General features: G+C 67.9%; 21 protein-coding genes. 6 read left to right on the forward strand and 15 right to left on the reverse strand.

From position 1 onward, the window contains the following. Window positions 1-16: 16 nt before the first annotated feature. From ACAM52_RS12760 to ACAM52_RS12795, 8 genes are all read right to left on the reverse strand, one after another. Window positions 17-1,561: a malonyl-CoA synthase gene (locus ACAM52_RS12760; RefSeq protein ID WP_369647219.1), complete on the reverse strand. Its 1,545-nt coding sequence runs from the start codon at window positions 1,559-1,561 to the stop codon at window positions 17-19. Window positions 1,562-1,588: 27 nt separating this feature from the next. Continuing rightward, the gene (locus ACAM52_RS12765; protein WP_369647220.1) at window positions 1,589-2,371 is read right to left on the reverse strand and encodes an enoyl-CoA hydratase/isomerase family protein; all 783 of its coding nucleotides are present in this window, start codon (window positions 2,369-2,371) and stop codon (window positions 1,589-1,591) included. Beyond that, window positions 2,368-3,357, reverse strand: coding sequence for a tripartite tricarboxylate transporter substrate binding protein (locus tag ACAM52_RS12770; RefSeq protein ID WP_062480542.1), 990 nt, complete (start codon window positions 3,355-3,357; stop codon window positions 2,368-2,370). The genes ACAM52_RS12765 and ACAM52_RS12770 overlap by 4 nt, the downstream gene beginning before the upstream one ends. A 93-nt stretch (window positions 3,358-3,450) precedes the next feature. Beyond that, window positions 3,451-4,917, reverse strand: a complete 1,467-nt coding sequence (locus ACAM52_RS12775) for a malonyl-CoA decarboxylase (protein WP_159277136.1) — start codon at window positions 4,915-4,917, stop codon at window positions 3,451-3,453. Between the two features lie 43 nt (window positions 4,918-4,960). After that, entirely contained in the window at window positions 4,961-5,629 is a 669-nt protein-coding gene (locus ACAM52_RS12780; RefSeq protein ID WP_062480546.1) for a GntR family transcriptional regulator, read from the reverse strand. Window positions 5,630-5,819: 190 nt separating this feature from the next. Further along, the gene (gene lgt, locus ACAM52_RS12785; RefSeq protein WP_095947771.1) at window positions 5,820-6,650 is read right to left on the reverse strand and encodes a prolipoprotein diacylglyceryl transferase; all 831 of its coding nucleotides are present in this window, start codon (window positions 6,648-6,650) and stop codon (window positions 5,820-5,822) included. A 57-nt stretch (window positions 6,651-6,707) separates the two neighbouring features. Beyond that, complete coding sequence (locus tag ACAM52_RS12790; RefSeq protein ID WP_062480550.1) at window positions 6,708-6,977, reverse strand: hypothetical protein; 270 nt, start codon at window positions 6,975-6,977, stop codon at window positions 6,708-6,710. 42 nt (window positions 6,978-7,019) lie between these two features. After that, on the reverse strand, window positions 7,020-7,793 hold the full coding sequence (locus tag ACAM52_RS12795) for an SDR family oxidoreductase (protein ID WP_369647221.1): 774 nt from the start codon (window positions 7,791-7,793) through the stop codon (window positions 7,020-7,022). Between the two features lie 140 nt (window positions 7,794-7,933). Here ACAM52_RS12795 and ACAM52_RS12800 point away from each other — a divergent pair, with 140 nt between their 5' ends. After that, window positions 7,934-8,872, forward strand: coding sequence for a LysR family transcriptional regulator (locus tag ACAM52_RS12800; RefSeq protein ID WP_369647222.1), 939 nt, complete (start codon window positions 7,934-7,936; stop codon window positions 8,870-8,872). Window positions 8,873-8,875: 3 nt separating this feature from the next. Here ACAM52_RS12800 and ACAM52_RS12805 read toward each other — a convergent pair whose 3' ends face one another. Further along, window positions 8,876-9,817: a LysR family transcriptional regulator gene (locus tag ACAM52_RS12805; protein ID WP_101492949.1), complete on the reverse strand. Its 942-nt coding sequence runs from the start codon at window positions 9,815-9,817 to the stop codon at window positions 8,876-8,878. A gap of 107 nt (window positions 9,818-9,924) precedes the next feature. Between ACAM52_RS12805 and ilvD the strand changes: the two genes are divergently transcribed. After that, window positions 9,925-11,619: a dihydroxy-acid dehydratase gene (gene ilvD / locus ACAM52_RS12810; protein WP_062482642.1), complete on the forward strand. Its 1,695-nt coding sequence runs from the start codon at window positions 9,925-9,927 to the stop codon at window positions 11,617-11,619. A 7-nt stretch (window positions 11,620-11,626) separates the two neighbouring features. On the opposite strand, the gene ACAM52_RS12815 is transcribed toward ilvD, so the two are convergent. Further along, window positions 11,627-12,445 (reverse strand): DUF3592 domain-containing protein, encoded by an 819-nt coding sequence (locus ACAM52_RS12815; protein WP_369647223.1) that lies wholly within the window; start codon window positions 12,443-12,445, stop codon window positions 11,627-11,629. A gap of 46 nt (window positions 12,446-12,491) precedes the next feature. After that, a complete protein-coding gene (locus ACAM52_RS12820) occupies window positions 12,492-12,749 on the reverse strand; it encodes a TIGR04438 family Trp-rich protein (RefSeq protein ID WP_062482640.1) in 258 nt (85 codons plus the stop codon). A 107-nt stretch (window positions 12,750-12,856) separates the two neighbouring features. Here ACAM52_RS12820 and ACAM52_RS12825 point away from each other — a divergent pair, with 107 nt between their 5' ends. Next, a complete protein-coding gene (locus tag ACAM52_RS12825; protein ID WP_062482639.1) occupies window positions 12,857-13,162 on the forward strand; it encodes a c-type cytochrome in 306 nt (101 codons plus the stop codon). 36 nt (window positions 13,163-13,198) lie between these two features. Here the strand turns inward: ACAM52_RS12825 and ACAM52_RS12830 are convergent, their stop codons facing one another. Then, entirely contained in the window at window positions 13,199-13,699 is a 501-nt protein-coding gene (locus tag ACAM52_RS12830; protein ID WP_062482638.1) for a hypothetical protein, read from the reverse strand. Window positions 13,700-13,897: 198 nt separating this feature from the next. Next, window positions 13,898-15,895 carry an acetate--CoA ligase gene (gene acs / locus ACAM52_RS12835; protein ID WP_369647224.1) on the reverse strand — a complete coding sequence of 666 codons (1,998 nt, stop codon included), beginning with the start codon at window positions 15,893-15,895 and terminating at the stop codon, window positions 13,898-13,900. 151 nt (window positions 15,896-16,046) lie between these two features. On the opposite strand from acs, the gene ACAM52_RS12840 reads away from it, so the two are divergent. Next, on the forward strand, window positions 16,047-16,682 hold the full coding sequence (locus ACAM52_RS12840; RefSeq protein ID WP_369647225.1) for a YqhA family protein: 636 nt from the start codon (window positions 16,047-16,049) through the stop codon (window positions 16,680-16,682). Here ACAM52_RS12840 and ACAM52_RS12845 read toward each other — a convergent pair. Beyond that, window positions 16,679-17,590: a LysR family transcriptional regulator gene (locus ACAM52_RS12845; RefSeq protein ID WP_369647226.1), complete on the reverse strand. Its 912-nt coding sequence runs from the start codon at window positions 17,588-17,590 to the stop codon at window positions 16,679-16,681. The genes ACAM52_RS12840 and ACAM52_RS12845 overlap by 4 nt on opposite strands. A 107-nt stretch (window positions 17,591-17,697) precedes the next feature. Between ACAM52_RS12845 and ACAM52_RS12850 the strand changes: the two genes are divergently transcribed. Beyond that, the gene (locus ACAM52_RS12850; RefSeq protein WP_369647227.1) at window positions 17,698-18,315 is read left to right on the forward strand and encodes an NAD(P)-dependent oxidoreductase; all 618 of its coding nucleotides are present in this window, start codon (window positions 17,698-17,700) and stop codon (window positions 18,313-18,315) included. A 65-nt stretch (window positions 18,316-18,380) separates the two neighbouring features. Here ACAM52_RS12850 and fumC read toward each other — a convergent pair whose 3' ends face one another. Then, the gene (fumC, locus tag ACAM52_RS12855; protein ID WP_369647228.1) at window positions 18,381-19,778 is read right to left on the reverse strand and encodes a class II fumarate hydratase; all 1,398 of its coding nucleotides are present in this window, start codon (window positions 19,776-19,778) and stop codon (window positions 18,381-18,383) included. Window positions 19,779-20,336: 558 nt separating this feature from the next. Between fumC and proV the strand changes: the two genes are divergently transcribed. After that, entirely contained in the window at window positions 20,337-21,590 is a 1,254-nt protein-coding gene (gene proV / locus ACAM52_RS12860) for a glycine betaine/L-proline ABC transporter ATP-binding protein ProV (protein WP_070060474.1), read from the forward strand. The last annotated feature ends 12 nt before the right edge of the window (window positions 21,591-21,602 follow it).

Raw genomic sequence — 21,602 nt, forward strand, 5'->3', positions numbered from 1 at the left:
GGGCGCGCGGCGGGACTCAGGCGGCGAACAGCCCCTTGTGCTCCGCGCGCAGCAGCGCCTTCTGCACCTTGCCCATCGTGTTGCGCGGCAGCTCCGGCACGACGAAGCAGCGCTTGGGGATCTTGAAGTTCGCCAGCTTGGCCTTGAGCTCGGCCACGATGGCGTCGGCGTCGATCGTGGCGCCGCCCTTGGGGATCACGATGGCCACGCCCACCTCGCCGAAGTCGGGGTGCGGCACGCCGATGACGGCGCTTTCGGCCACGCCGGCCATCTCGTTGATGTAGCCCTCGATCTCGGCCGGGTAGACGTTGTAGCCGCCGCTGATGATCAAATCTTTGCTGCGCCCGACGATGGTGATGTAGCCGCGCGCATCGATCTTGCCCACGTCACCGGTCTTGAAGAAGCCGTCGGCGGTGAACTCTTCCTTCGTCTTCTCAGGCATGCGCCAGTAGCCGGCGAACACGTTGGGGCCCTTCACCTGGATGCCGCCGATCTCGTCGACCGGCAGGTCCTTGCCCTCGTCGTCGCGCACGCGCAGTTGCACACCGGGCAGCGCGAAGCCGACGGTGCCGCCACGGCGCTCGCCCTTGGCGGCGTCGTACGGGTTGGACGTGAGCATGGCGGTCTCGCTCATGCCGTAGCGTTCGAGGATGGTGTGGCCGGTGCGCTCGCGCCACTCGTCAAACGTTTCGATGAGCAGCGGCGCCGAGCCCGCGACGAAGAGGCGCATGGTGCGCACCGCCTCGCGCGTGAGGCCCGGCTCGGCCAGCAGGCGCACATAGAGCGTGGGCACGCCCATGAACACCGTGGCCTCGGGCAGCTTGGCGACGATGCGCTTGGGGTCGAACTTCGAGAACCACAGGATCTTGCTGCCGTTGAGCAGCGCACCGTGCAGCGCCACGAACAGGCCGTGCACGTGGAAGATCGGCAGCGCGTGAATCAGCACGTCGCCCTTCGTCCAGCCCCAGTAGTCCTTGAGCACTTCGGCGTTCGACAGCAGGTTGCGGTGCGTGAGCATCGCGCCCTTGCTGCGGCCGGTGGTGCCGCTGGTGTACAGGATGGCGGCGAGGTCGTCGGGCTTCTTGATGGCCACGGTGTGGCGGTCGCTGCAGCGCGCCGCCGCGTCGAGCAGCGTGCCGGTGCGGTCGTCGTCCAGCGTGAACACGTGGCGCGTGCCGGCCGCCTCGGCGATGGGGCGCACCCAGGCCGCGTTGCGGCCGGTGCACACGACCACGGCGGGCTCGGCGTTGCCGATGAAGTACTCGATCTCGGCGCTCTGGTAGGCCGTGTTGAGCGGCAGGAACACGTAGCCCGCGCGCAGGGTCGCGAGGTACAGCAGCATGGCTTCGACCGATTTCTCGACCTGCACGGCGACGCGCGCGCCCTTCTCGAGCTTCAGGCCGTCGAGCAGGTTGGCGATCATCGCGCTGGCGCGGTCGAGGTCGCGCCACGAATAGTGCAGACCGTTGTCGGTCTCGACCGCGATGGCGTCGAGGTCGGCGGGAAAGGCGGCGCGCAAGGCGGCGAACAGGTTGGCGTTGGGGGAGGACTTCGTCTTCATCATCTTCGTCATCATCAAACGGCAGGCTCAGGAAGGTCGGAAATTCGGAGGGCGCTTGCCCAGGAAGGCATCGATGCCCTCGCGGTGCTCGGCGGTGTCGGCGTAGTCGTACGCGGTGGCCAGCAGCTGCTGCGCCGCCTCGCCGCCGCGCTTGAGCGCAGTGAAGGTCGCCTTGTGCAGGCGCGCGGCCTGCGGCGACAGCGCGGCAATGCGCGCCGCATGCGCCTGCGCGGCGGCCGGCACCTCGGCGTCGGGCAGCACGTGCAGCAGAAAGCTCGCGTCGTACAGCCGCTGCGCGCCATGCACGCCGGCGGCCAGCAGCATGTCGCGCGCCAGCACGTCGCCGATGGCGCCATGCACCAGCGCGGCTTCACGCGGCGCCATCGGAAAGCCCAGCTTCGCGATCGGTGCGCCGAACTTCGACGACGCGCCGGCCAGGCGGATGTCGCAGCAGCTGGCGATCTCGACGCCGGCGCCCATGCAGGCGCCTTCGATCTGGGCCACCAGCGGCAGCGGGCAGTCGAGCATCGCCTGCAGCGCGGCCCAGACTTCGTTCTCGTGAAACTCGCGCAGGCTCGCTTCCTCGAAGCGGAACGAGGGGTACTCGGAGATGTCGCCGCCCGCGCAGAAGGCCCCGCCCTCCCCGCGCACGACGACGCAGCGCAGCGCGGTGTCGCCGTGCAGCCCGTCGAACACCGCGCGCAACTCGCGCCACATGGCGCGCGTCATCGCATTGAGACGCCCCGGGTTCGACAGCGTGACGAGCGCCACGGCGCCTTCGCGGCGCAGCGAGACCTGCCGCTCGGTCATTCGAGCTTGGCGCCCGAGGCCTTCACGACGGTGGCCCATCGCTTGATCTCGGCATTGACGAAGCGGCCGTAGGCGGCGTTCGTGACGTTCGGGATCTCGGAGCCGTTCTGGGCCCAGATGGCCTTCAGCTCGTCGGTGCCCAGCGCCTTCTTCATCGTGTCGATGATCTGCGTCTGCGCTTCGGCCGGCGTGCCCTTGGGCGCCCACAGGCCGTACCAGGTGGTGACGGTGTAGTCGGGCAGGCCGACCTCGGCGGCGCAGGGCACGTCGGGGAACGCGGGGTTGCGCTTGGCGCCGGCGACCATGAGCGCCTTGATGCGGCCGCCCTTGATGTGCTGCGCGGAAGAACCCAGGCCGTCGAACATCAGGTCGACGTTGCCCGCGATCAGATCGGACAGCGCCGGGCCCGCGCCGCGGTACGGGATGTGGGTGATGAAGGTGCCGGTCTGCAGCTTGAACAGCTCGCCCGCCAGGTGGTGCGAGGTGCCTGAGCCGGCCGAGCCGTAGTTGAGCTTGCCGGGGTTGCGCTTGGCGGTGGCAATGAGCTCCTGGATGGTCGCGGCCTGCACCCGCTTCGGGTTGACCACCACCACCTGCGGCACGTTGGCCAGCAGCATCAGAGGCACGAAGTCTTTCTCGAGGTCGTAGTCGAGCTTGGGGTAGATCGACGGTGCGATCGCGTGGTGCACGGCGCCCATGAAGAGCGAGTAGCCGTCGGCCGGCAGCTTGGCCGCGATGCTCGCGCCCACGGTGCCGCCCGCGCCGCCGCGGTTGTCGATGACCAGCGTCTGGCCCGCCGCGCGGGAGAACTGGGCCGACAGCGGACGCGCGAAGGCGTCGGTGCCTCCGCCGGCCGGGAACGGCACCACCATGGTCACGGGCTTGGTCGGCCAGCCTTGGGCGCGCGCACCGCCGCAAAGGGCCACGGCCCCGGCAGCGGCGGCGACGCGCAGCACATCGCGTCGTTGAAAACTCTGTTGCGTCATCTGTCTCGTCTCCTGTCGTCGTCGTTGTAGATGTTGCCGCCCTCCGGCGGTCAAGGTGCGGGCCGCAGCGCTGCCGCGGCGAAGCGAACGGACTCAGCCTTTTTTGAGGAACAGGCCTTCGATGTCTCCCGAAACCGCGATCTTGCCTTCGGCCAGCCAGGTGCGATGGCGGTCCAGGCGCTTGAGGTCGTACAGGTAGTTGACCATGAGGCCGTACGACTGCTTGAGCCCCTTGGCCGACGGGTCGCCGGCCCAGTTGAGCCGCTCGACGCGCGCGCCGTTGCCCAGGTGGAAGCGCGCGACCGGGTCGGCCGGCGTGCCGTCGACCAGCGTGCGGCCCAGGTACTCGGCCGTGACCTGCAGCAGCCACTGGCGCAGCGGCGATTTCGCGTCGAGTTCTGCCGCCGCATCGACCGCGGCCAGCAAACGCTCGGCTGTGGGCGGCACCGAGCCGACGAGGCGGCCGAGTTCGGCTTCGCGCTTCTCGTCCAGGCGCGGCAGCAGTTCGCCGGCGTTCTTGGCGAGCCACGCGCGCAGGCCCGGAATGGGCGACAGCGTGGCGAAGGTCTTCAGGCGCGGCAGCTCGTCCTGCAGGGTCTCGACCACGCGCTTGATGAGCGAGTCGCCGAAGCTCACGCCGCGAAGGCCGGTTTGCGTGTTGCTGATCGAATAGAAGATCGCGGTGGTGGCCTTGGCCGGCTGCACCGGCACGGCGGCCTCGTCGAGCAGCGGCATGATGCCTTCGCTGATGCGGTCGACCAGCGCCACCTCGACGAAGATGAGCGGCTCGTTCGGCAGGCGCGGATGGAAGAAGCCGTAGCAGCGGCGGTCGCTGTCGTCCAGGCGGTTCTTCACGTCGGACCAGCTCTTGATGTCGTGCACCGCCTCGTAGCGGATGAGCTTCTCGATCAGCGAGGCCGGCGAGTTCCAGTCGATGCGGCGCAGCTCGAGAAAAGCCACGTCGAACCAGGTGGAAAACAGGTGCTCCAGCTCGGCCTCGAGCGCGAGCAGGCGCTTGTCGGACTTCAGGCACGGCAGCAGGTCGGCGCGCAGGTCGACCAAAAAGCGCATGCCGCCGGGCTCGACCGCGAAGCGCTGCAGCAGCCGCATGCGCGGCGACACCAGCGCGCGGCGCAGGCGCAGCTCGGCCTGCCCTTCGTCGGGGGTGCCGACGGCGCTCTGGTGCTGGTCGCGCGCGCTCTTGAGCTTGCCCGCATCGGCGGCGAAATGCTCGCTCATGAGCGCCCAGTAGTCGCGGCGCTCTTCGGGCGAGGCGCCGGCGTAGGCCTGCGCGATGGCATGGGCGCGGCGGCCGCCCTCGACCTCGCTCACGCGCGGATCGATCACCGCCTGAAGTTCGGCCAGCACGCGGCGCAGCGTGCGCGGCGACAGCGCCTCGTCGGCCTTGCGCAGCGTGGCCTGCAGCCGCTCGGCGGTGGTGCGGGCGCTGGGCTTGGGCGTATGGCGGGCCGGGCCTTTCGTGGCGCCGTTGCTCGCCACGGGAACCTTGGACGATTCGCCCATGCGCAGGCGCGCCTGGAACCACTCGGTCGCACTCATCGATCTGCTCCTGTGCCGTTGACTGTGTCGGTGCTGATGCGTGTCACGGCATCACCCGGGATTTCTGCTGTTGCATCACTTCGCGCAGCGCCTCGCGCTGGCGCGTCATGTGGGTGCGCATGGCGGCGTCGGCGCCTTCGCTGTCGCGCGCCTTGAGCGCGGCGAACACAGCCAGGTGCTCCGACAGGCTCTGGTCGAGCCGCCCCGGCGCGTGCAGCTGCTGTAGCCGCGCGAGCTTCAGGATCTTGCGCAGGTCGCCGATCACCTGGGCCAGCCACTTGTTGTCGGCGAGCTTGATGATCGCCTCGTGAATGATGTGGTTGGTGGCGTAGTAGTCGTTGATGCGCCGCGCCTTGGCGTGGCGCACCAGGCGCTCGTGCAGCGCGTCGAGCTCGTTCAGCTCGGCGTCGCTGGCGTTGCGCGCGGCCTCGTAGGCGCAGCGCCCTTCGAGCAGCGCGATCACCGGAAAGATCTCGTCCAGGTCGCGCTCGGTCACCTCGTTCACGAAGCAACCGCGGCGCGGCTCGTGGCGCAGCAGGCCTTCGGCGGTGAGTACCTTCAGCGCCTCGCGCAGCGGCGTGCGCGAGATCGACAGCCGCTCGCACAGGGCCACCTCGTCCACGAAGCTGCCGGGCGACAGCGTGCCGTCGAAGATCTGCTCGCGCAGCGTGGCGGCGACTTCGTCGTGGAGGGAATTGGGGACCAGGCGCATGCGTGAAGGACTCGGAAAGTCGGTGGGCGTTTCGCGTAATTTCCTGTAATTACGCATAATTGTGAGTGCATGGTTAACGCAATGCAAGGGCCGCGCCCTGCCCTTGCGGCCCGGAATTACCCTGAGATCGACGAAAAAAAGCGGCGCGCACCCGAAGGTGCTGCGCCGCGTTGTGCGGGGTGTGGAGAGGTCAGGCGCGCGCGGTGCTGCCCGTCTTGCCGGCGCGGCCGAACCAGAACCACAGCGCGATGCCGGCGATCACCATCGGCACGCTGAGCCACTGGCCCTGGCTCAGGCTGAGTGCGCGCAGGCCCAGGAAATCGTCGGGCTCCCGGAAGTACTCGGCCACGAAGCGCAGCACGCCATAGCCGATGAGGAACACGGCGGCCACCTGGCCCTGCTTGCGCTCCTTGCGCGCATAGAGCCACATCACGACGAACAGCAGCAGGCCTTCGAGCAGGAACTGGTAGACCTGCGACGGATGGCGCGGCAGCATCGAGCCGCTTTGCGGAAACACCATGCCCCAGGGCAGCTCGGGGCTGCTGAAACGGCCCCACAGCTCGCCGTTGATGAAGTTGCCCACGCGGCCCGCGGCCAGGCCGGTCGGCACGCAGGGCGCGACGAAATCCATCACCTGCCAGAACGGCCGCGCACGCGAGCGCGCAAACCACACCATGGCGCCGATCACGCCGAGCAGGCCGCCATGGAAGCTCATGCCGCCCTGCCACACGTACAGGATCTCGAGCGGGTGCGTGAGGTAGTACTCGGGCTTGTAGAACAGGCAGTAGCCGAGCCGGCCGCCGACGATCACGCCCATGACGCCCAGGAACAGGATGTCCTCGATGTCCTTGCGTTGCCACACGCCGGCCGTGGCCAGCGAGCGGAACGGCTCGTGGTGCAGGCGGCGCGTGCCCAGGAAATAAAACAGCGCGAAGGCCGCCAGGTAGGTCAGGCCGTACCAGTGGATGGCCACCGGCCCCAGCTGCAAGGCGATGGGATTGATCTGCGGATACATGAGCATCCGACGATTGTGCCGTGGCGCAATGACGCCGCCGGCACGGGGGCATTCAGGGCAATGTCAGCGCCCGAACTTCCACCACAGCAACCCCGCCACCAGGGCCGGCACCGCGAAGATGAACAGGAAGATCGGCAGCTCCTCGGCCACCGAGTACCCGGCCTTGAGCACGCCCACGGCCATGTTGATGCCCGCGCCGACGAACCACGCCGGAATGAACCACTTGGCCGCCGCGGCCAGCGCCATCGACGACCCGTCGCCCATGAAGCGGCCGGCCAGAAGAAACACCACCAGCAGCGCGAAGCCGCCCCCCATCACCATGACTGTGTGCATCTGCGTTGTCCTCCTGGATTGATCGTGCCCGATGTTGCCGGATCAGCGCGTGGTGTAGCCACCGTTGGCGAAGATCGTCTGGCCCGTGATCCACCAGCCTTCGGTGACCAGGAAGCGCACGATGGGCGCGATGTCCTCGATGTCGGTGAGGCCCTTCTTCGAGTACTTGCTGAGCGCGGCGGCGCTGCTGTGGTACGCCACGGCCTCGGGGCTTTCCTGGCCGTAGAAGAACGGCGTGTCCATCGGGCCCGGGCCGATGGCGTTCACCGAGATGCCACGGTCGCCGAACTCCTTGGAGGCCGCGCGCGTGTAGTGCTCCACCGCCGCCTTCGCCGCCGGGTAGATGGCATAGAACGGCGTGTAGGCCGCCAGCAGCGAGCTCACCAGCGTCACGATGCTGCCGCCGTCGGCCAGCGTGCGGCCGGCCTGCTGGATGAAGAAGAAGGCGGCCTTCGAATTGGCGTCGAAGCTCTTGTCGTAGTCGGCCTCGGTGATGTCCAGGATCGGCTTCTTGATCACCACGCCCGCCGTGTTGATCGCCAGGTCGACCTGGCCGAAGTGCTTCACGGCCTGGTCGAACAGCTTCACGTTGTTCTCGACCACCGCGAGGTCGCCCTGCACCAGCAGCGTGTCGGCGCCCTTGGCCTTCAGCGCGGCGGCCGTCTGTTCGGCCTCGGCGCGCGAACCGTCGCTGTTGTAGTGGATGGCGATGCCGCGGGCGCCGCCGTCGACCAGCTGGTGGGCGATGAGGGCACCGAGGTTCTTGCCACCGCCGGCGATGACGGCGACCTTGTTCGTGAGCGTGCGTGCGGACATGGATGGATTCCTCTGAATGAGTGAAAGACCCGGGACGGGATGTGTGACGAGCCGCCAGTCTATTGATCGCCAAGTTGCAGATAAATCACTCATTCAAGGCTAGACTATTCTGAAAACTACGAACAATCAGCCCCGCCGCCATGGACCGCATCGAACTCCTCCAGGTCTTCCTGCGCGTGGCCGAAACCGGCAGCTTCACGCGCGCCGCCGACCGGCTGGCGCTGCCGCGCGCCACCATCTCGACCGCCATCCAGCAGCTCGAGGCGCGCCTGGGCTCGCGCCTGCTGCACCGCACCACGCGCCGCGTGGGCCTCACGCCCGACGGCGAGGTGCTGCTTGAGCGGGCCCGCGCGCTGGTGGCCGACATGGAAGACATGGAGCAGCAGTTCCAGCCCGCGCACAGCAGCGTGAGCGGCCGGCTCAAGGTCGACGTGCCCAGCCGCATCGCGCGCCTGCTGATCGCGCCGGCGCTGCCCGATTTCTTTGCACGCCACCCGGCGGTCGAGCTCGAACTGGGCTCCAGCGACCGCGCGGTCGACCTCGTGCTCGAAGGCGTGGACTGCGCCCTGCGCGTCGGCCCGCTCGCCAGCAGCAGCCTCGTGGCCCGCCCGCTGGGGCACTTCACGCTCATCAACTGCGCCAGCCCCGCCTACCTTGCGCGCCACGGCACGCCGCGCACGCCGGCCGACCTGCCGCAGCACGTGGCGGTCAACTACGCCTCGCCGACCAGCGGCCGCGCCGCGCCCTGGGAATGGCAGCTGCGCGACGGCGAGACGCAGACGCTGCGTCTGCGCAGCCAGGTGGCGGCGAACAACGCCGAGACCTACATCGCCTGCGCGCTGGCGGGGCTGGGCCTGATCCAGATCCCGGCCTACGACGTGCGCGAGCACCTGGCGGCCGGCGAGCTGGTGGAAGTGCTGCCCGACGCGCGCGCCGAGCCGCTGCCGGTGCACCTCGTCTACCCGCACCGGCGCAATCTGTCGCGGCGGGTGCAGGCCTTCGCGGGCTGGCTCGATGCGCTGCTGGCGGCCACGCTCGATGCGCCCTCACCCGCCGGCCGGGCGGCGCGCAGCGCCTGAGCCTTACGCCGGCACGCGCCCGGCCCGCTCGCGCACGAAGGCCACGAAGCGTGCCAGCGCCGGATGCGAGGCTTGCGCGGGCCACACGAGGCTGGTCTCGCACACCGGCAGCGTCACGCGGCGGCGCCCCACGCCCTTGAACTCGTGGACCTGCCGGTAGACCACGCCCGCGCGCCGGAACTGCATCACGCTGTGCGGCACCCAGGCCGCCCCGATGCCGCCCGACACGAGGTTGACGATGGTCTGCATCTGGATCGCCTCCTGCGCCACCTGCGGCGTGCGCCCGGCCGCGTGGTACAGGTCGAAGATCGCGTCGTGCAGCGAGGGCACGATGCGGCGCGGAAAGATCACCAGCGGCTCGTCCAGCACCTCGGCCAGCGGCACGGGCCGCGCCTCGGCCAGTCGGTGCTGGGCCGGCAGCGCGAGCACCAGCGGCTCCACCTCGACCGGCAGGCAGGCCAGCCCCGGCGGCGCGGCGCCCGGCGAATGCAGCATCAGGCCGGCGTCGATCTCGCCGCGCGCGAAGGCTTCGAGCTGCACGTCGCCGGTGGCCTCGACCAGCTCCAGCGCCACCTCGGGGCACAGCACGCGGAACTCGCGCACCCAGGCCGGCAGCTGTTCGAAGCCAACCGTCGAGACGAAGGCGATGCGCACGCGCCCCACCTGCCCCGCCGCCGCCGCGCGCGCCCGTGCCGGCAGCGCCTGGGCGCGCGCCAGCAGCTCTCGCACGTCGGGCAGCAGCGCCTCGCCGGCCGGCGTGAGCGCCACGCGACGGCGCGTGCGGTCGAACAGCACCACGCCCAGCGTTTTCTCGAGCTGGGCAATGGCCTGCGTGACCGGCGGCTGCGTCATGTGCAGGCGCAGGGCGGCGCGACCGAAGTGCAGCTCTTCGGCCACGGCCACGAACTGACGCCAGGCGCGCAGGTCGATGAGGGCTTCATTCATATGCGAAGCATATCAATCCACGCTTCAAATTGGATTGGAACCAATCAATCAGAAGTCCGATACTTGGCGCTTCCCCCTCACGATCTCCCCACGACAGAAGAGACACCATGGACACCAAGACCATCCAGATCAACCGCCGCAGCGCGAACATCACCGAAGGCAAGAGCCGCGCCCCCAACCGCTCGATGTTCTACGCCATGGGCTACGAGGAAGGCGACTTCAAGAAGCCGATGGTCGGCGTCGCCAACGGCCACAGCACCATCACGCCCTGCAACTCGGGCCTGCAGAAGCTGGCCGACGCAGCCATCGCTGGCATCGAGGAAGCCGGCGGCAACGCGCAGGTGTTCGGCACACCCACCATCTCCGACGGCATGGCGATGGGCACCGAGGGCATGAAGTACTCGCTCGTGAGCCGCGAAGTCATCTCCGACTGCATCGAGACCTGCGTCGGCGGCCAGTGGATGGACGGCGTGCTGGTGGTCGGCGGCTGCGACAAGAACATGCCCGGCGGCCTCATGGGCATGCTGCGCGCCAACGTGCCCGCCATCTACGTCTACGGCGGCACCATCCTGCCGGGCCGCTACAAGGGCCAGGACCTGAACATCGTCAGCGTGTTCGAGGCCGTGGGCCAGAACGCCGCCGGCAACATGAGCGACGAAGACCTGCACGAGATCGAGAAGCGCGCCATTCCCGGCACGGGCTCGTGCGGCGGCATGTACACGGCCAACACGATGTCGAGCGCGTTCGAGGCGCTGGGCATCTCGCTGCCCTACTCGTCGACCATGGCGAACCCGCACGACGAGAAGGCCAACTCGGCCAAGGAATCGGCCAAGGTGCTGATCGAGGCCATCAAGAAAGACCTGAAGCCGCGCGACATCGTGACCAAGAAGGCCATCGAGAACGCCGTGGCCGTCATCATGGCCACCGGCGGCTCGACCAACGCGGTGCTGCACTTCCTGGCCATCGCTCACGCCGCTGGCGTGGAGTGGTCCATCGACGACTTCGAGCGCATGCGCAAGAAGGTGCCCGTGATCTGCGACCTGAAGCCCTCGGGCAAGTACCTCGCGGTCGACCTGCACCAGGCCGGCGGCATTCCGCAGGTCATGAAGGTGCTGCTCAAGGCCGGCCTGCTGCACGGCGACTGCATCACCATCAGCGGCCAGACCATCGCCGAAGTGCTCAAGGACGTGCCCGACGTGCCGCGCGCCGACCAGGACGTGATCCGCCCGATCGACAACCCGATGTACGAGGAAGGCCACCTGGCCATCCTGAAGGGCAACCTGTCGCCCGAAGGCGCGGTCGCCAAGATCACCGGCCTGAAGAACCCGGTCATCACCGGCCCTGCGCGCGTGTTCGACGACGAGCAGTCGGCGCTGCAGGCCATCCTGGCCGGCAAGATCGTCGCCGGCGACGTGATGGTGCTGCGCTACCTCGGCCCCAAGGGCGGCCCGGGCATGCCGGAAATGCTGGCCCCCACGGGTGCGCTGATCGGCGCGGGCCTGGGCGAAAGCGTCGGCCTCATCACCGACGGCCGCTTCTCGGGCGGCACCTGGGGCATGGTGGTCGGCCACGTCGCGCCCGAAGCGGCGGCGGGCGGCACCATCGCGTTCGTCAACGAAGGCGACTCGATCACCATCGACGCGCACGAACTGAAGCTCGAACTCAACGTGCCCGAAGCCGAACTCGCCAAGCGCCGCGAAGGCTGGACGCCGCCGGCCCCGCGCTACACGCGCGGCGTGCAGGCCAAGTTCGCGTTCAACGCCTCGAGCGCAAGCTCGGGCGCGGTGCTCGACAAGTTCTGAAGCGGCATCAGCCCATCATCCACGCGCCGTAGCCGAAGGCCGCAAAGCCCAGGCCGACGATCGCGAAGATGGCCCGGGCTTCGAAATCCATCGCCGGGGGAAAGCTCTGCACGACGAAGTGCAGCAGCGCCCCCGCGCCGATGGTGAGAAAACCCGCACCGAACTGCTTCATCGCACTGTCGTGGGGATAGAGAAACACCAGCGCGAAGCCGGCAAGGAACACCACGTTCGCCAGCACCGTGCCGCGCGTGCGCCATTTCTTCTGCGTGGGCGTCGGCTCGCGCACCGGCGCCGGCCGGCCCCTGCGGCCTTCCTTGAGCGCCATGCCGGTGAAGAACAGGCCGAACATCGTCGGAAAGCCGCCGAAGAGGCCGAGCCCCCAGACGATGCCCCACATATTCTGGAAGTCGGCCACCAGCGCTTGGGCCGGATCGGCGGTGCTGTAGCGCACCTCGACCGCATCGCCCCACTCCTTGTCCGACAGGCTGCCGCCTAGCCCCTTGACGCGGCGCTTCTGCCCGTCGGCGGCGGTGTATTCGACGAGGGGCGCGCGCGTGGTGGTGACGTAGCCCTTGCTGTCCTTGCTGCGCTCTTCCACGAACTCGACCAGGCTGCCCTGCGTGCTGGCCGTGCCCGCGATCGACTGGTAGCGCTGCCAGCCCACCGTGACCGCGCCGTACAGGCCGGCGCAGCCGATCAGCAAGGCGCCAATGCCTGCGCCCCAGAAGAAGGTCTTGAAACGACCGACCAGCGCGCCCACGGCCGGCCCGACCAGCAGCGACAGCCCGAAGACGAGCAAGGCGTGGGTGGCGGCTTCGTCGTCCATGGCGCGCGTCCTGTCGGCATGCGGCGCGGGTGACGGAGCCGCGGGGTCAGCGGCGCGGGCGCTGCTGCCCGTTGCTGGTGCGAAGGCCCATGTTGGTCTTCTGGCGGTCGATGCGCGCCTGCTTGCGCCGCTCTTCGCGCTCGATGACCTTGCGCTTGGTATAGCCCGACGAATCGGCCCAGGCCCACCAGGCCAGCGCCAGCGCGAACGGGCTCAGCACGATCCACCAGCTCCAGCCGGCGACCATTCCCACTTCGAAATATTTGAGGGCTACACCGAGCAGGCCCAAGAGCAGAAACCACATCGCGAATACCCTCCGAGTTGGTCGGTATCGCCGCCGGTGCGTGTGCACCGCGCTACCTACAATCGCGTTGGATCGAATGTAACTCAGCCCTTACGAAAACAGTCCCCATGAAAAGAACGATGTTGATGGCAGCCCTGGGCCTCGGCCTCGCGGCGCCCGCCTTTGCCGACCTGGCCCTTGCCACGTCGAAGAACTGCATGAGCTGCCACGCGGTCGAACGCAAGGTGCTCGGGCCGTCATTCAAGGACATCGCGGCCAAGTACAAGGACGACAAGGGTGCGGCCAACACACTGGCCACCAAGATCATCAAGGGCGGCTCGGGCGTGTGGGGCCCGGTGCCGATGCCGGCCAACAACCAGGTCAGCGAAGCCGATGCGAAGAAGCTCGCGGCCTGGGTGCTGTCGACGAAGTAATCGGCAGGAAAACGAAGCGCGTAGCGGCGCGCCCGCTCAGATGCTCGGGTTGATGTCGCTGGGCACCGGACGGCGTTCGATGCGGTCCTCGAGCTGCCCGATGTGCGCCGCCACCGTGTTGTCGGTCTGGTCCGAACGCAGCTTGACCGCGCTTTCCAGCTGATCCATGCGCGCCAGCAGCGCCGTGTGCCGGTCGGCGTTGTGCGACATGTGCTGCTTCTCCTGGGCTTCCAGGAAGTTGCGCAGCTCGGTGAAGCGCGAGGCCTCGGCCTTGTCGGCGAGGTCGCGCTGGGTCTGCATTTCCTTCGTGTGGCGCTTGGTCTCCAGCAGCACCGAGCTGTGCAGGTACAGCACGTACACGAGGAAGAAGGCCGCGAGCACGGCCGTGAGCCCCAGCATGATCAGCCCGAGCGGCGCCGACACGCTCATGAAGCCCAGCCACACGTCGGTGGGTGCCGACAACGTGCCCCAGTTCAGCGCGGCAAGCCCCGCGATGAGCAGCACGATGACAAAAAGAAAAGCGGATCTCACGCCCATGTGGCGCCTCCTTGCAAACAGCCGGTCACGATGACAAAAGCCGCGCGCCTGTCGTGGCGCGCGGTGACGACATCGGTTTTACCTCAGCAAGGAGCCCGCTTTGGTGCACATGGCCGCACAAACGGCCATGTCCTACACCTCTGTACAGCGCGTTCGTGACAACTGTTCCGGATTGGCCGGATTCGGCCAACCCTGGGTTCAGTTCGTCTCGGACAGCTGGTCGAGGATCGCCGGGTTCTCGAGCGTCGACGTGTCCTGCGTGATCGCCTCGCCCTTCGCAATGCTGCGCAGCAGGCGCCGCATGATCTTGCCGCTGCGCGTCTTGGGCAGGTTGTCGCCGAAGCGGATGTCCTTGGGCTTGGCGATGGGGCCGATTTCCTTGGCGACCCACGCGCGCAGTTCGTTGGCGATCTGCTTGGCTTCCTCGCCAGTCGGGCGCGCGCGCTTGAGCACCACGAAGGCGCACACGGCCTCACCCGTCACGTCGTCGGGACGGCCCACCACCGCGGCTTCGGCCACGAGGTCGGTCTTGGACACCAGCGCCGATTCGATTTCCATCGTGCCCAGGCGGTGGCCCGACACGTTGAGCACGTCGTCGATGCGGCCCGTGATGCGGAAGTAGCCGCGGTCGGCACTGCGCACCGCGCCGTCGCCGGCCAGGTAGATCGTGCCGCCCATCTCTTCGGGGAAGTAGCTCTTCTTGAAGCGCTCGGGGTCGTTCCAGATGGTGCGGATCATCGAGGGCCACGGGCGCTTGATGACCAGCATGCCGCCCGCGCCGTTGGGCAGGTCCTTGCCCGTCTCGTCGACGATGGCGGCCATGATGCCCGGCAGCGGCAAGGTGCACGAGCCTGGCACCAGCGGCGTGGCGCCCGGCAGCGGCGTGATGACGTGGCCGCCGGTCTCGGTCTGCCAGAAGGTGTCGACGATCGGGCAGCGCTCGCCGCCGATGTTCCGGTGGTACCACATCCACGCTTCGGGATTGATCGGCTCGCCGACCGAACCGAGGATGCGCAGGCTGGTCAGGTCCCAGTTCTTCGGGTGCACCTTCTCGTCGCCTTCGGCCGCCTTGATGAGCGAGCGGATGGCGGTGGGCGCGGTGTAGAAGATCGAGACCTTGTGCTTCTGGATCATTTCCCAGAAGCGGCCCGCATGCGGGAAGGTCGGGATGCCTTCGAACACGACCTGCGTGGCGCCGGCCGCGAGCGGGCCGTAGGCGACGTAGGTGTGGCCGGTGATCCAGCCGATGTCGGCGGTGCACCAGAACAGGTCTTCGGGACGGATGTCGAAGGTCCAGTCCATCGTGAGCTTGGCCCACAGCAGGTAGCCACCGGTGGCGTGCTGCACGCCCTTGGGCTTGCCGGTGGAGCCCGAGGTGTAGAGGATGAACAGCGGGTGCTCGGCATTGACCGGCACGGGCGCGCACTCAGTGCCCTGCCCGGCCAGCGCTTCGGTGAAGGTCTTGTCGCGGCCCTCGACGCGGTTCCACGCGGTGGGCGTGCGCTCGTACACGAGCACGGTCTTGAGCGTGTCGCAACCGCCCAGTGCGATGCCGTCGTCCACGATGGCCTTGAGCGGCAGTTCCTTGCCGCCGCGCAGCTGGTAGTTGGCGGTGATGACAGCCACCGCGCCCGCGTCGATGATGCGTTCCTGCAGCGCTTTGGCAGAGAAGCCGCCGAACACCACGCTGTGGGTGGCGCCGATGCGCGCGCAAGCCTGCATGGCGACCACGCCTTCGATGGTCATCGGCATGTAGATGATGACGCGGTCGCCCTTGCGGATGCCCTGCGCCTTGAGCGCGTTGGCGAACTGGCTCACGCGGGCCAGCAGCTCCTTGTAGGTGACGCGGGTGACGGCGCCGTCGTCGGCTTCGAAGACGATGGCGGTCTTGTTCTCGACGGGGGTGCCGATGTGCTTGTCCAGGCAGTTGGCGCTGGCGTTGAGTTCACCGTCGCCGAACCATTCGTAGAACGGCGCCTTCGATTCGTCCAGGGTGCGGGTGAAGGGCTTCGTCCACTGCAGGTTGTCCTTGGCCAGGCGGGTCCAGAAGCCTTCGAAGTCCTGCTCGGCTTCCTTGCACAGTGCCTCGTAGGCGGCCATGCCGGCAATGCGGGCGCCTTCGGTGGCGCGGGCGTCGGGCGGGAACACGCGGTTCTCGACCAGGACGGATTCAATGTTCTTCGATGCGCTGCTCATGCTCTTGTCTCCTGATTGAATGCGGCCGTAATGTCGGGGCACGCACTTACGGGCCACTGACGGGGTCGATGTTAGTTCGCAGGGTTATCACGAGTGCGTCACTGGGAGACCTCTAGAATCGCCCGACTTTTTACACCTGTCTTCTTACTTCATGTCCGCCCCCGATCCTGTCGACGCCCGGAACGCGCCCGTACCAGCACGCAGTTCCCCGCTGAAGCCACTGCCCCGGCTCATCTTCGCGAGCCGCTGGCTGCAGCTGCCGCTGTACCTGGGGCTGATCGTGGCGCAAGGCGTGTACGTGGTGCACTTCCTGGTCGAGCTGCTGCACCTGGTCGAAGCCGCCTTCGGCAACAAGGACGCGCTGCAGGCCCTGATCGCGAGCATCGGCTACAAGACCACCGCACCGGTCGGCTCGCTCAACGAGACGGTGATCATGCTGGTGGTGCTGGCGCTGATCGACGTGGTGATGATCTCCAACCTGCTGATCATGGTGATCGTGGGCGGCTACGAGACCTTCGTGAGCCGCATGGACCTCGAAGGCCACCAGGACCAGCCCGAGTGGCTGAGCCACGTGAACGCCTCGGTGCTCAAGGTGAAGCTGGCCACCGCCATCATCGGCATCAGCTCGATCCACCTGCTCAAGACCTTCATCAACGCGGACAACTACACCGACAAGGTGCTGATCGCGCAGACCGTGATCCACATCGCGTTCCTGTTCTCGGCCATGGCCATCGCCTACACCGACAAGCTGATGAACGAGGCGGCCGCCGCCAACGCTCACCACTAGGAAGGCGTGTCCCAGGCCGGCACTTCGGTGAAGCGCTCGGCCAGGAAATCGAGCAAGGTGCGCAGCGCAGACGGCATGTGCTTGCGCGAGGCGTACACCGCATACACCCCCAGCACCTGCGGCTCGTGATCGGGAAAGAGCGACACCAGCTCGCCCGATTGCAGCAACCCCGACGTCAGATAGGTGGGCAGCATCGCGATGCCCGCCCCGGCCCGCGCCAGCGCCATCAGGCTGGCCGCGTCGTTGGTCGAGAGGTTGCCGGCCACGGCCACCGAGACCGGCAGGCCGTCGGCCTTGCGCGTGAAGTTCCACAGGCTGCGGCCGAAATACGAGTGCGTGAGGCAGTTGCGCTGCGCCAGCTCTTCCACGCGCTGCGGCTGGCCGTGCGTCTTCAGGTAATCGGGCGTCGCGCAGACCACCGAACGGCACACCGAGAGCCGGCGCGCAATGAGGTTCGGATCGATCTCGGACGACACGCGGATGGCGAGGTCGATGCGCTCGTCCACCAGGTTCACCGCGCGGTCGAGCAGCACCAGGTCGACCGCCACGCCCGGATAGCGCCGCACGTAGTCGGCCACCGCGCCGGCCAGTTGCGCCTGCGCGAACGAGGTGCTGGCGGTGATGCGCAGCTGCCCGCTCGGCGCCTCGGCGGGGTGGCGCACCGCCGCCTGCATGTCGCCCGCGAGTTCGAGCACCTGGCGGCAGCGCGGCAGCAGTTCCTCGCCCGCCGCCGTGAGGCTGAGGCGGCGCGTCGTGCGGTGCAGCAGACGCGCGCCGGTCCATTGCTCCAGTTCGGCCACGTAGCGCGTGACCACCGGGCGCGACAGGTCGAGCTTGTCGGCCGCGGCCGAGAGGCTGCCCGCGTCCACCACGGTCACGAACACCCGCATTGCGTTCAATCGGTCCATTCGAACGATTTTAGGAATAAAGAAGCGCGGAATTCGAGGTATTTCTTTCGAAACCAGAAACCTAAGATGCGGTTCATCCCCTTCCCAACTTTTGACTGGAGTCCCTCATGAGCCACATCGCCATCCTCGGCGCCACCGGACGTGCCGGCGGTCGCCTTCTCGAAGAAGCACTGCGCCGCGGCCACACCGTGACGGCCATCGCCCGCCATGCCAGCGCAAAGCTGGCCGGCCGTGCCAACGTCAAGACCGTCGATGCCGACGCGCTCGACGCCGCCGCCCTCGAAAAGGCCGTGGCCGGCCATGACGCCGTGTTCAGCGCGGCGCATTTCGCCACCGTGCCGCCCGCGGCCGTCATCGAGCCCGTGAAGCGCGCGGGCGTGAAGCGCCTGCTCGTGGTCGGCGGCGCCGGCAGCCTGTTCGCGGCGCCCGGCCTGAAGGTGATCGACACGCCGAACTTCCCCGACGCCTACCGCGCCGAAGCCACGGCCGGCGGCGTATTCCTCGATGCGCTGCGCAACGAGAAGGACCTCGACTGGACCTTCCTGTCGCCCTCCGCCGAATTCGTCGAAGGCGAGCGCACCGGCAAGTTCCGCCTGGGCAAGGACGACCTGCTGGTGAGCGCCGAGGGCCGCAGCTGGATCAGCTTCGAGGACTACGCGATCGCATTCATCGACGAGCTCGAGAAGCCTGCGCACTCGCGCCAGCGCTACACGATCGGCTACTGATCGCTCGGCCGGCAACGAAAAAGGACCCTCGCGGGTCCTTTTTTCATTGGGGGTTGCGGAGCGGATCAGCGACCCGTCATGTTCTCCGGCACCACCCACGCATCGAACTGCTCGGCTGTCAGGTGCCCCGACGCAATCGCCGCCTCGCGCAGGCTCGTGCCTTCCTTGTGCGCCTTCTTGGCGATGTAGGCCGACTTGTCGTAGCCGATGTGCGTGTTCAGCGCCGTCACCAGCATCAGCGAACGCTGCACCAGCTCCGTGATGCGTTCGCGGTTCGGCTCGATGCCCACGGCGCAGTGGTCGTTGAAGCTCACCATGCCGTCGGCCAGCAGGCGCACGCTTTGCAGGAAGTTGTGCGCCACCATCGGGCGGAACACGTTCAGCTCGAAGTTGCCCGAGGCGCCGCCGATGTTGATGGCCACGTCGTTGCCGAACACCTGCGCGGCCAGCATCGTCACGGCCTCGCTCTGGGTCGGATTGACCTTGCCCGGCATGATCGACGAGCCGGGTTCGTTCTCGGGAATGCTCAGTTCGCCGATGCCGCTGCGCGGGCCGCTCGCGAGCCAGCGCACGTCGTTGGCGATCTTGTTCATGCTGGCGGCGAGCGTCTTCAGCGCGCCGTGGGCATGCACCAGCGCGTCGACGCTGGCCATGGCTTCGAACTTGTTCGGCGCGGTCACGAACGGCAGGTTCGTGAGCTTCGCGAGTTCGGCCGCGACCTGCTCGGCATAGCCCTTGGGCGCGTTGAGCCCGGTGCCGACGGCCGTGCCGCCCAGCGCCAGTTCGCACAGGTGCGGCAGCGCGGCGCGCACATGCGCCTCGCCGTGCGCCAGCTGCGCCACGTAGCCCGAGAACTCCTGGCCCAGAGTGAGCGGCGTGGCGTCCTGCAGGTGGGTGCGGCCGATCTTCACGATGTCCGCAAAATCTTCGGCCTTCTTCGCCAGCGTGCCACGCAGCTTGGCGATGGCGGGCAGCAGCTTGTGCGTGATGGCTTCGACGGCCGCCACGTGCATGGCGGTGGGGAACACGTCGTTGCTCGACTGGCTGCGGTTCACGTCGTCGTTCGGGTGCACCAGGCGCCCTTCCCCGCGCTCGCCGCCGAGCAGCTCGCTGGCGCGGTTGGCCAGCACCTCGTTGACGTTCATGTTGCTCTGCGTGCCCGAGCCGGTCTGCCAGACCACCAGCGGGAATTCGCCCGGGTGCTTGCCGGCGATGACTTCGTCGGCCGCGGCCACGATGGCTTGCGTCTTCTTCTCGTCCTGCAGGCCCAGCGCGTGGTTGACCACGGCCGATGCGCGCTTGACCTGGGCCAGCGCCTTGATGATCTCGCGCGGCTGCTGCTCGCCGGAGATGTCGAAGTTCTGCAGCGAGCGCTGCGTCTGCGCGCCCCACAGCTTGTCGGCCGGCACGTCGATCGGGCCGAAGGTGTCGCGCTCGGCACGGGTCTTGGGAGAAGTCGTCATGAGAAAAATGGCTCCACAGTCTTGGATGGTTGCGCCCGCTCACCGGGCGCGGTGCCGAGTATGGTCTCAATAAGAATGGCTCGCATCTGACGAGGCCTTTCGCCCGGGTCCCACAGACACGATACGCCCGTGGGTTGACTCGCGTCATGCCAAAAAGTTATAATTAGCGGCTTCCGACGACCAACAAGTCATGTTGGTCACCCTTGCACTACTCGCGGATCTGCGAATCCCGTCGCGGTGCAAGGCCCTTCACGCCGGGCCCAGCCCGGCAAACCGGCCGGATCTTTTTTCCGGCCCCATTGCCACGTCACGCTCATCCAGGCGGCGCCCCTCGACCAGGCCCGTTGTCTGCGAATGAAGCATCCGGCGGGCACTGGCTTCGTCGCCAAGTCGTCTTCAGTGCCTGTCGGCAGCCCTCGGGGCTCGCCGGGCCATTGCATGCGCATGCGCAATCTTCATGCGCGCTGTCGGGCAGCTCCCTCATCGGGCTGATGGCGTGGCCGTTGCCGCCCTTCGGGGCGGTGCTGTGTCCACCCTTCACTCAAGGAGCCCCGGCATATGGCCAAAGGAATTCTCATCGACCATGTCTTCAAGGTGTTCGGCGACTCGCCCGAACAAGCCCTCGAGCTGGTCCGCCAAGGTTTTTCCAAGAAGGAAATCCTGGCGAAGACCGGCCAGTCGATCGGCGTGTTCGATGCCACCTTCGAGATCCAGGCCGGCGAGATCTTCGTGATCATGGGCCTGTCGGGCTCGGGCAAGTCGACGCTGGTGCGGCTGTTGAACCGGCTCATCGAGCCGACCGCCGGGCGCATCGTGATCGACGGCGCCGACATCAACGAGCACTCCGACAGCAAGCTGCGCGCGCTGCGCCGCAAGGACATCAGCATGGTGTTCCAGTCGTTCGCGCTGATGCCGCACATGACGGTGCGCGAGAACACCGCCTTCGGCCTGGAACTGTCGGGCACGCGCAAGAAAGACCGCCTCGCGCAGGCCGACCTCGCGCTGGCGCAGGTGGGCCTTTCGGGCTGGGGCGACAGCTACCCCGACGAGCTCTCGGGCGGCATGCAGCAGCGCGTGGGCCTGGCGCGCGCGCTGGCGTCCGACCCGTCGATCCTGCTGATGGACGAGGCCTTCTCGGCGCTCGACCCGATCATCCGCACCGAGATGCAGTCGGAGCTGCTGCGGCTGCAGCAGGTGCAGCGCCGCACCATCGTCTTCATCTCGCACGACCTGGACGAAGCCATGCGCATCGGCGACCGCATCGCGATCATGAAGGACGGCCACGTGATCCAGGTCGGCACGCCCGACGAGATCCTGCGCAGTCCGGCCGACGACTACGTGCGCAGCTTCGTGCGCGGCGTGGACGCGGCGGCGGTGTTCAAGGCGGCCGACATCGCGCGCAAGTCGCTCACCGTGGTGTGCGAGCACCCCGAGCGCGGCGCGCGCGCGGCGCTCAAGCTGCTCGAAGACCAGGACCGCGACTTCGCCTACGTGACCAGCCCGACCAAGCGCTTCCTGGGCGTGGTGTCGGCCGACACGCTGCGCGGTGCGCTCGACGGGCATTCGGGCCCGCTCGGCTTGCAGCACGCCTTCCTCGAGGACCTGCCGCGCATCGACGCCGAAGCCCCCGTGGCCGGCCTGATCGGACAGCTCGCGCAGGCGCCCTGCGCGCTACCGGTCGTGGCTGGCGACGGCCGCTTCTGCGGCGCGATCAGCAAGACGACGCTGCTGCGCTTCCTCGACCGCGACACGCCGCCGATCGAACCCGTCTCGCCGCATGCCGCGCCCGCACTCGCCGCCGAGCCGCACTGAATTCACGAAGGA

The organism is Variovorax sp. V118, from assembly GCF_041154445.1.
GTDB classification, from domain to species: Bacteria; Pseudomonadota; Gammaproteobacteria; order Burkholderiales; family Burkholderiaceae_C; genus Variovorax; species Variovorax boronicumulans.

What these genes read in the sequence shown, in the direction of transcription:
- ACAM52_RS12760 (WP_369647219.1), bottom strand. Translation starts at nt 1,561, where the DNA reads ATGAAGACGAAGTCCTCCCCCAACGCCAACCTGTTCGCCGCCTTGCGC.
- ACAM52_RS12765 (WP_369647220.1), bottom strand. Translation starts at nt 2,371, where the DNA reads ATGACCGAGCGGCAGGTCTCGCTGCGCCGCGAAGGCGCCGTGGCGCTC.
- ACAM52_RS12770 (WP_062480542.1), bottom strand. Translation starts at nt 3,357, where the DNA reads ATGACGCAACAGAGTTTTCAACGACGCGATGTGCTGCGCGTCGCCGCC.
- ACAM52_RS12775 (WP_159277136.1), bottom strand. Translation starts at nt 4,917, where the DNA reads ATGAGTGCGACCGAGTGGTTCCAGGCGCGCCTGCGCATGGGCGAATCG.
- ACAM52_RS12780 (WP_062480546.1), bottom strand. Translation starts at nt 5,629, where the DNA reads ATGCGCCTGGTCCCCAATTCCCTCCACGACGAAGTCGCCGCCACGCTG.
- lgt (WP_095947771.1), bottom strand. Translation starts at nt 6,650, where the DNA reads ATGCTCATGTATCCGCAGATCAATCCCATCGCCTTGCAGCTGGGGCCG.
- ACAM52_RS12790 (WP_062480550.1), bottom strand. Translation starts at nt 6,977, where the DNA reads ATGCACACAGTCATGGTGATGGGGGGCGGCTTCGCGCTGCTGGTGGTG.
- ACAM52_RS12795 (WP_369647221.1), bottom strand. Translation starts at nt 7,793, where the DNA reads ATGTCCGCACGCACGCTCACGAACAAGGTCGCCGTCATCGCCGGCGGT.
- ACAM52_RS12800 (WP_369647222.1), top strand. Translation starts at nt 7,934, where the DNA reads ATGGACCGCATCGAACTCCTCCAGGTCTTCCTGCGCGTGGCCGAAACC.
- ACAM52_RS12805 (WP_101492949.1), bottom strand. Translation starts at nt 9,817, where the DNA reads ATGAATGAAGCCCTCATCGACCTGCGCGCCTGGCGTCAGTTCGTGGCC.
- ilvD (WP_062482642.1), top strand. Translation starts at nt 9,925, where the DNA reads ATGGACACCAAGACCATCCAGATCAACCGCCGCAGCGCGAACATCACC.
- ACAM52_RS12815 (WP_369647223.1), bottom strand. Translation starts at nt 12,445, where the DNA reads ATGGACGACGAAGCCGCCACCCACGCCTTGCTCGTCTTCGGGCTGTCG.
- ACAM52_RS12820 (WP_062482640.1), bottom strand. Translation starts at nt 12,749, where the DNA reads ATGTGGTTTCTGCTCTTGGGCCTGCTCGGTGTAGCCCTCAAATATTTC.
- ACAM52_RS12825 (WP_062482639.1), top strand. Translation starts at nt 12,857, where the DNA reads ATGAAAAGAACGATGTTGATGGCAGCCCTGGGCCTCGGCCTCGCGGCG.
- ACAM52_RS12830 (WP_062482638.1), bottom strand. Translation starts at nt 13,699, where the DNA reads ATGGGCGTGAGATCCGCTTTTCTTTTTGTCATCGTGCTGCTCATCGCG.
- acs (WP_369647224.1), bottom strand. Translation starts at nt 15,895, where the DNA reads ATGAGCAGCGCATCGAAGAACATTGAATCCGTCCTGGTCGAGAACCGC.
- ACAM52_RS12840 (WP_369647225.1), top strand. Translation starts at nt 16,047, where the DNA reads ATGTCCGCCCCCGATCCTGTCGACGCCCGGAACGCGCCCGTACCAGCA.
- ACAM52_RS12845 (WP_369647226.1), bottom strand. Translation starts at nt 17,590, where the DNA reads ATGGACCGATTGAACGCAATGCGGGTGTTCGTGACCGTGGTGGACGCG.
- ACAM52_RS12850 (WP_369647227.1), top strand. Translation starts at nt 17,698, where the DNA reads ATGAGCCACATCGCCATCCTCGGCGCCACCGGACGTGCCGGCGGTCGC.
- fumC (WP_369647228.1), bottom strand. Translation starts at nt 19,778, where the DNA reads ATGACGACTTCTCCCAAGACCCGTGCCGAGCGCGACACCTTCGGCCCG.
- proV (WP_070060474.1), top strand. Translation starts at nt 20,337, where the DNA reads ATGGCCAAAGGAATTCTCATCGACCATGTCTTCAAGGTGTTCGGCGAC.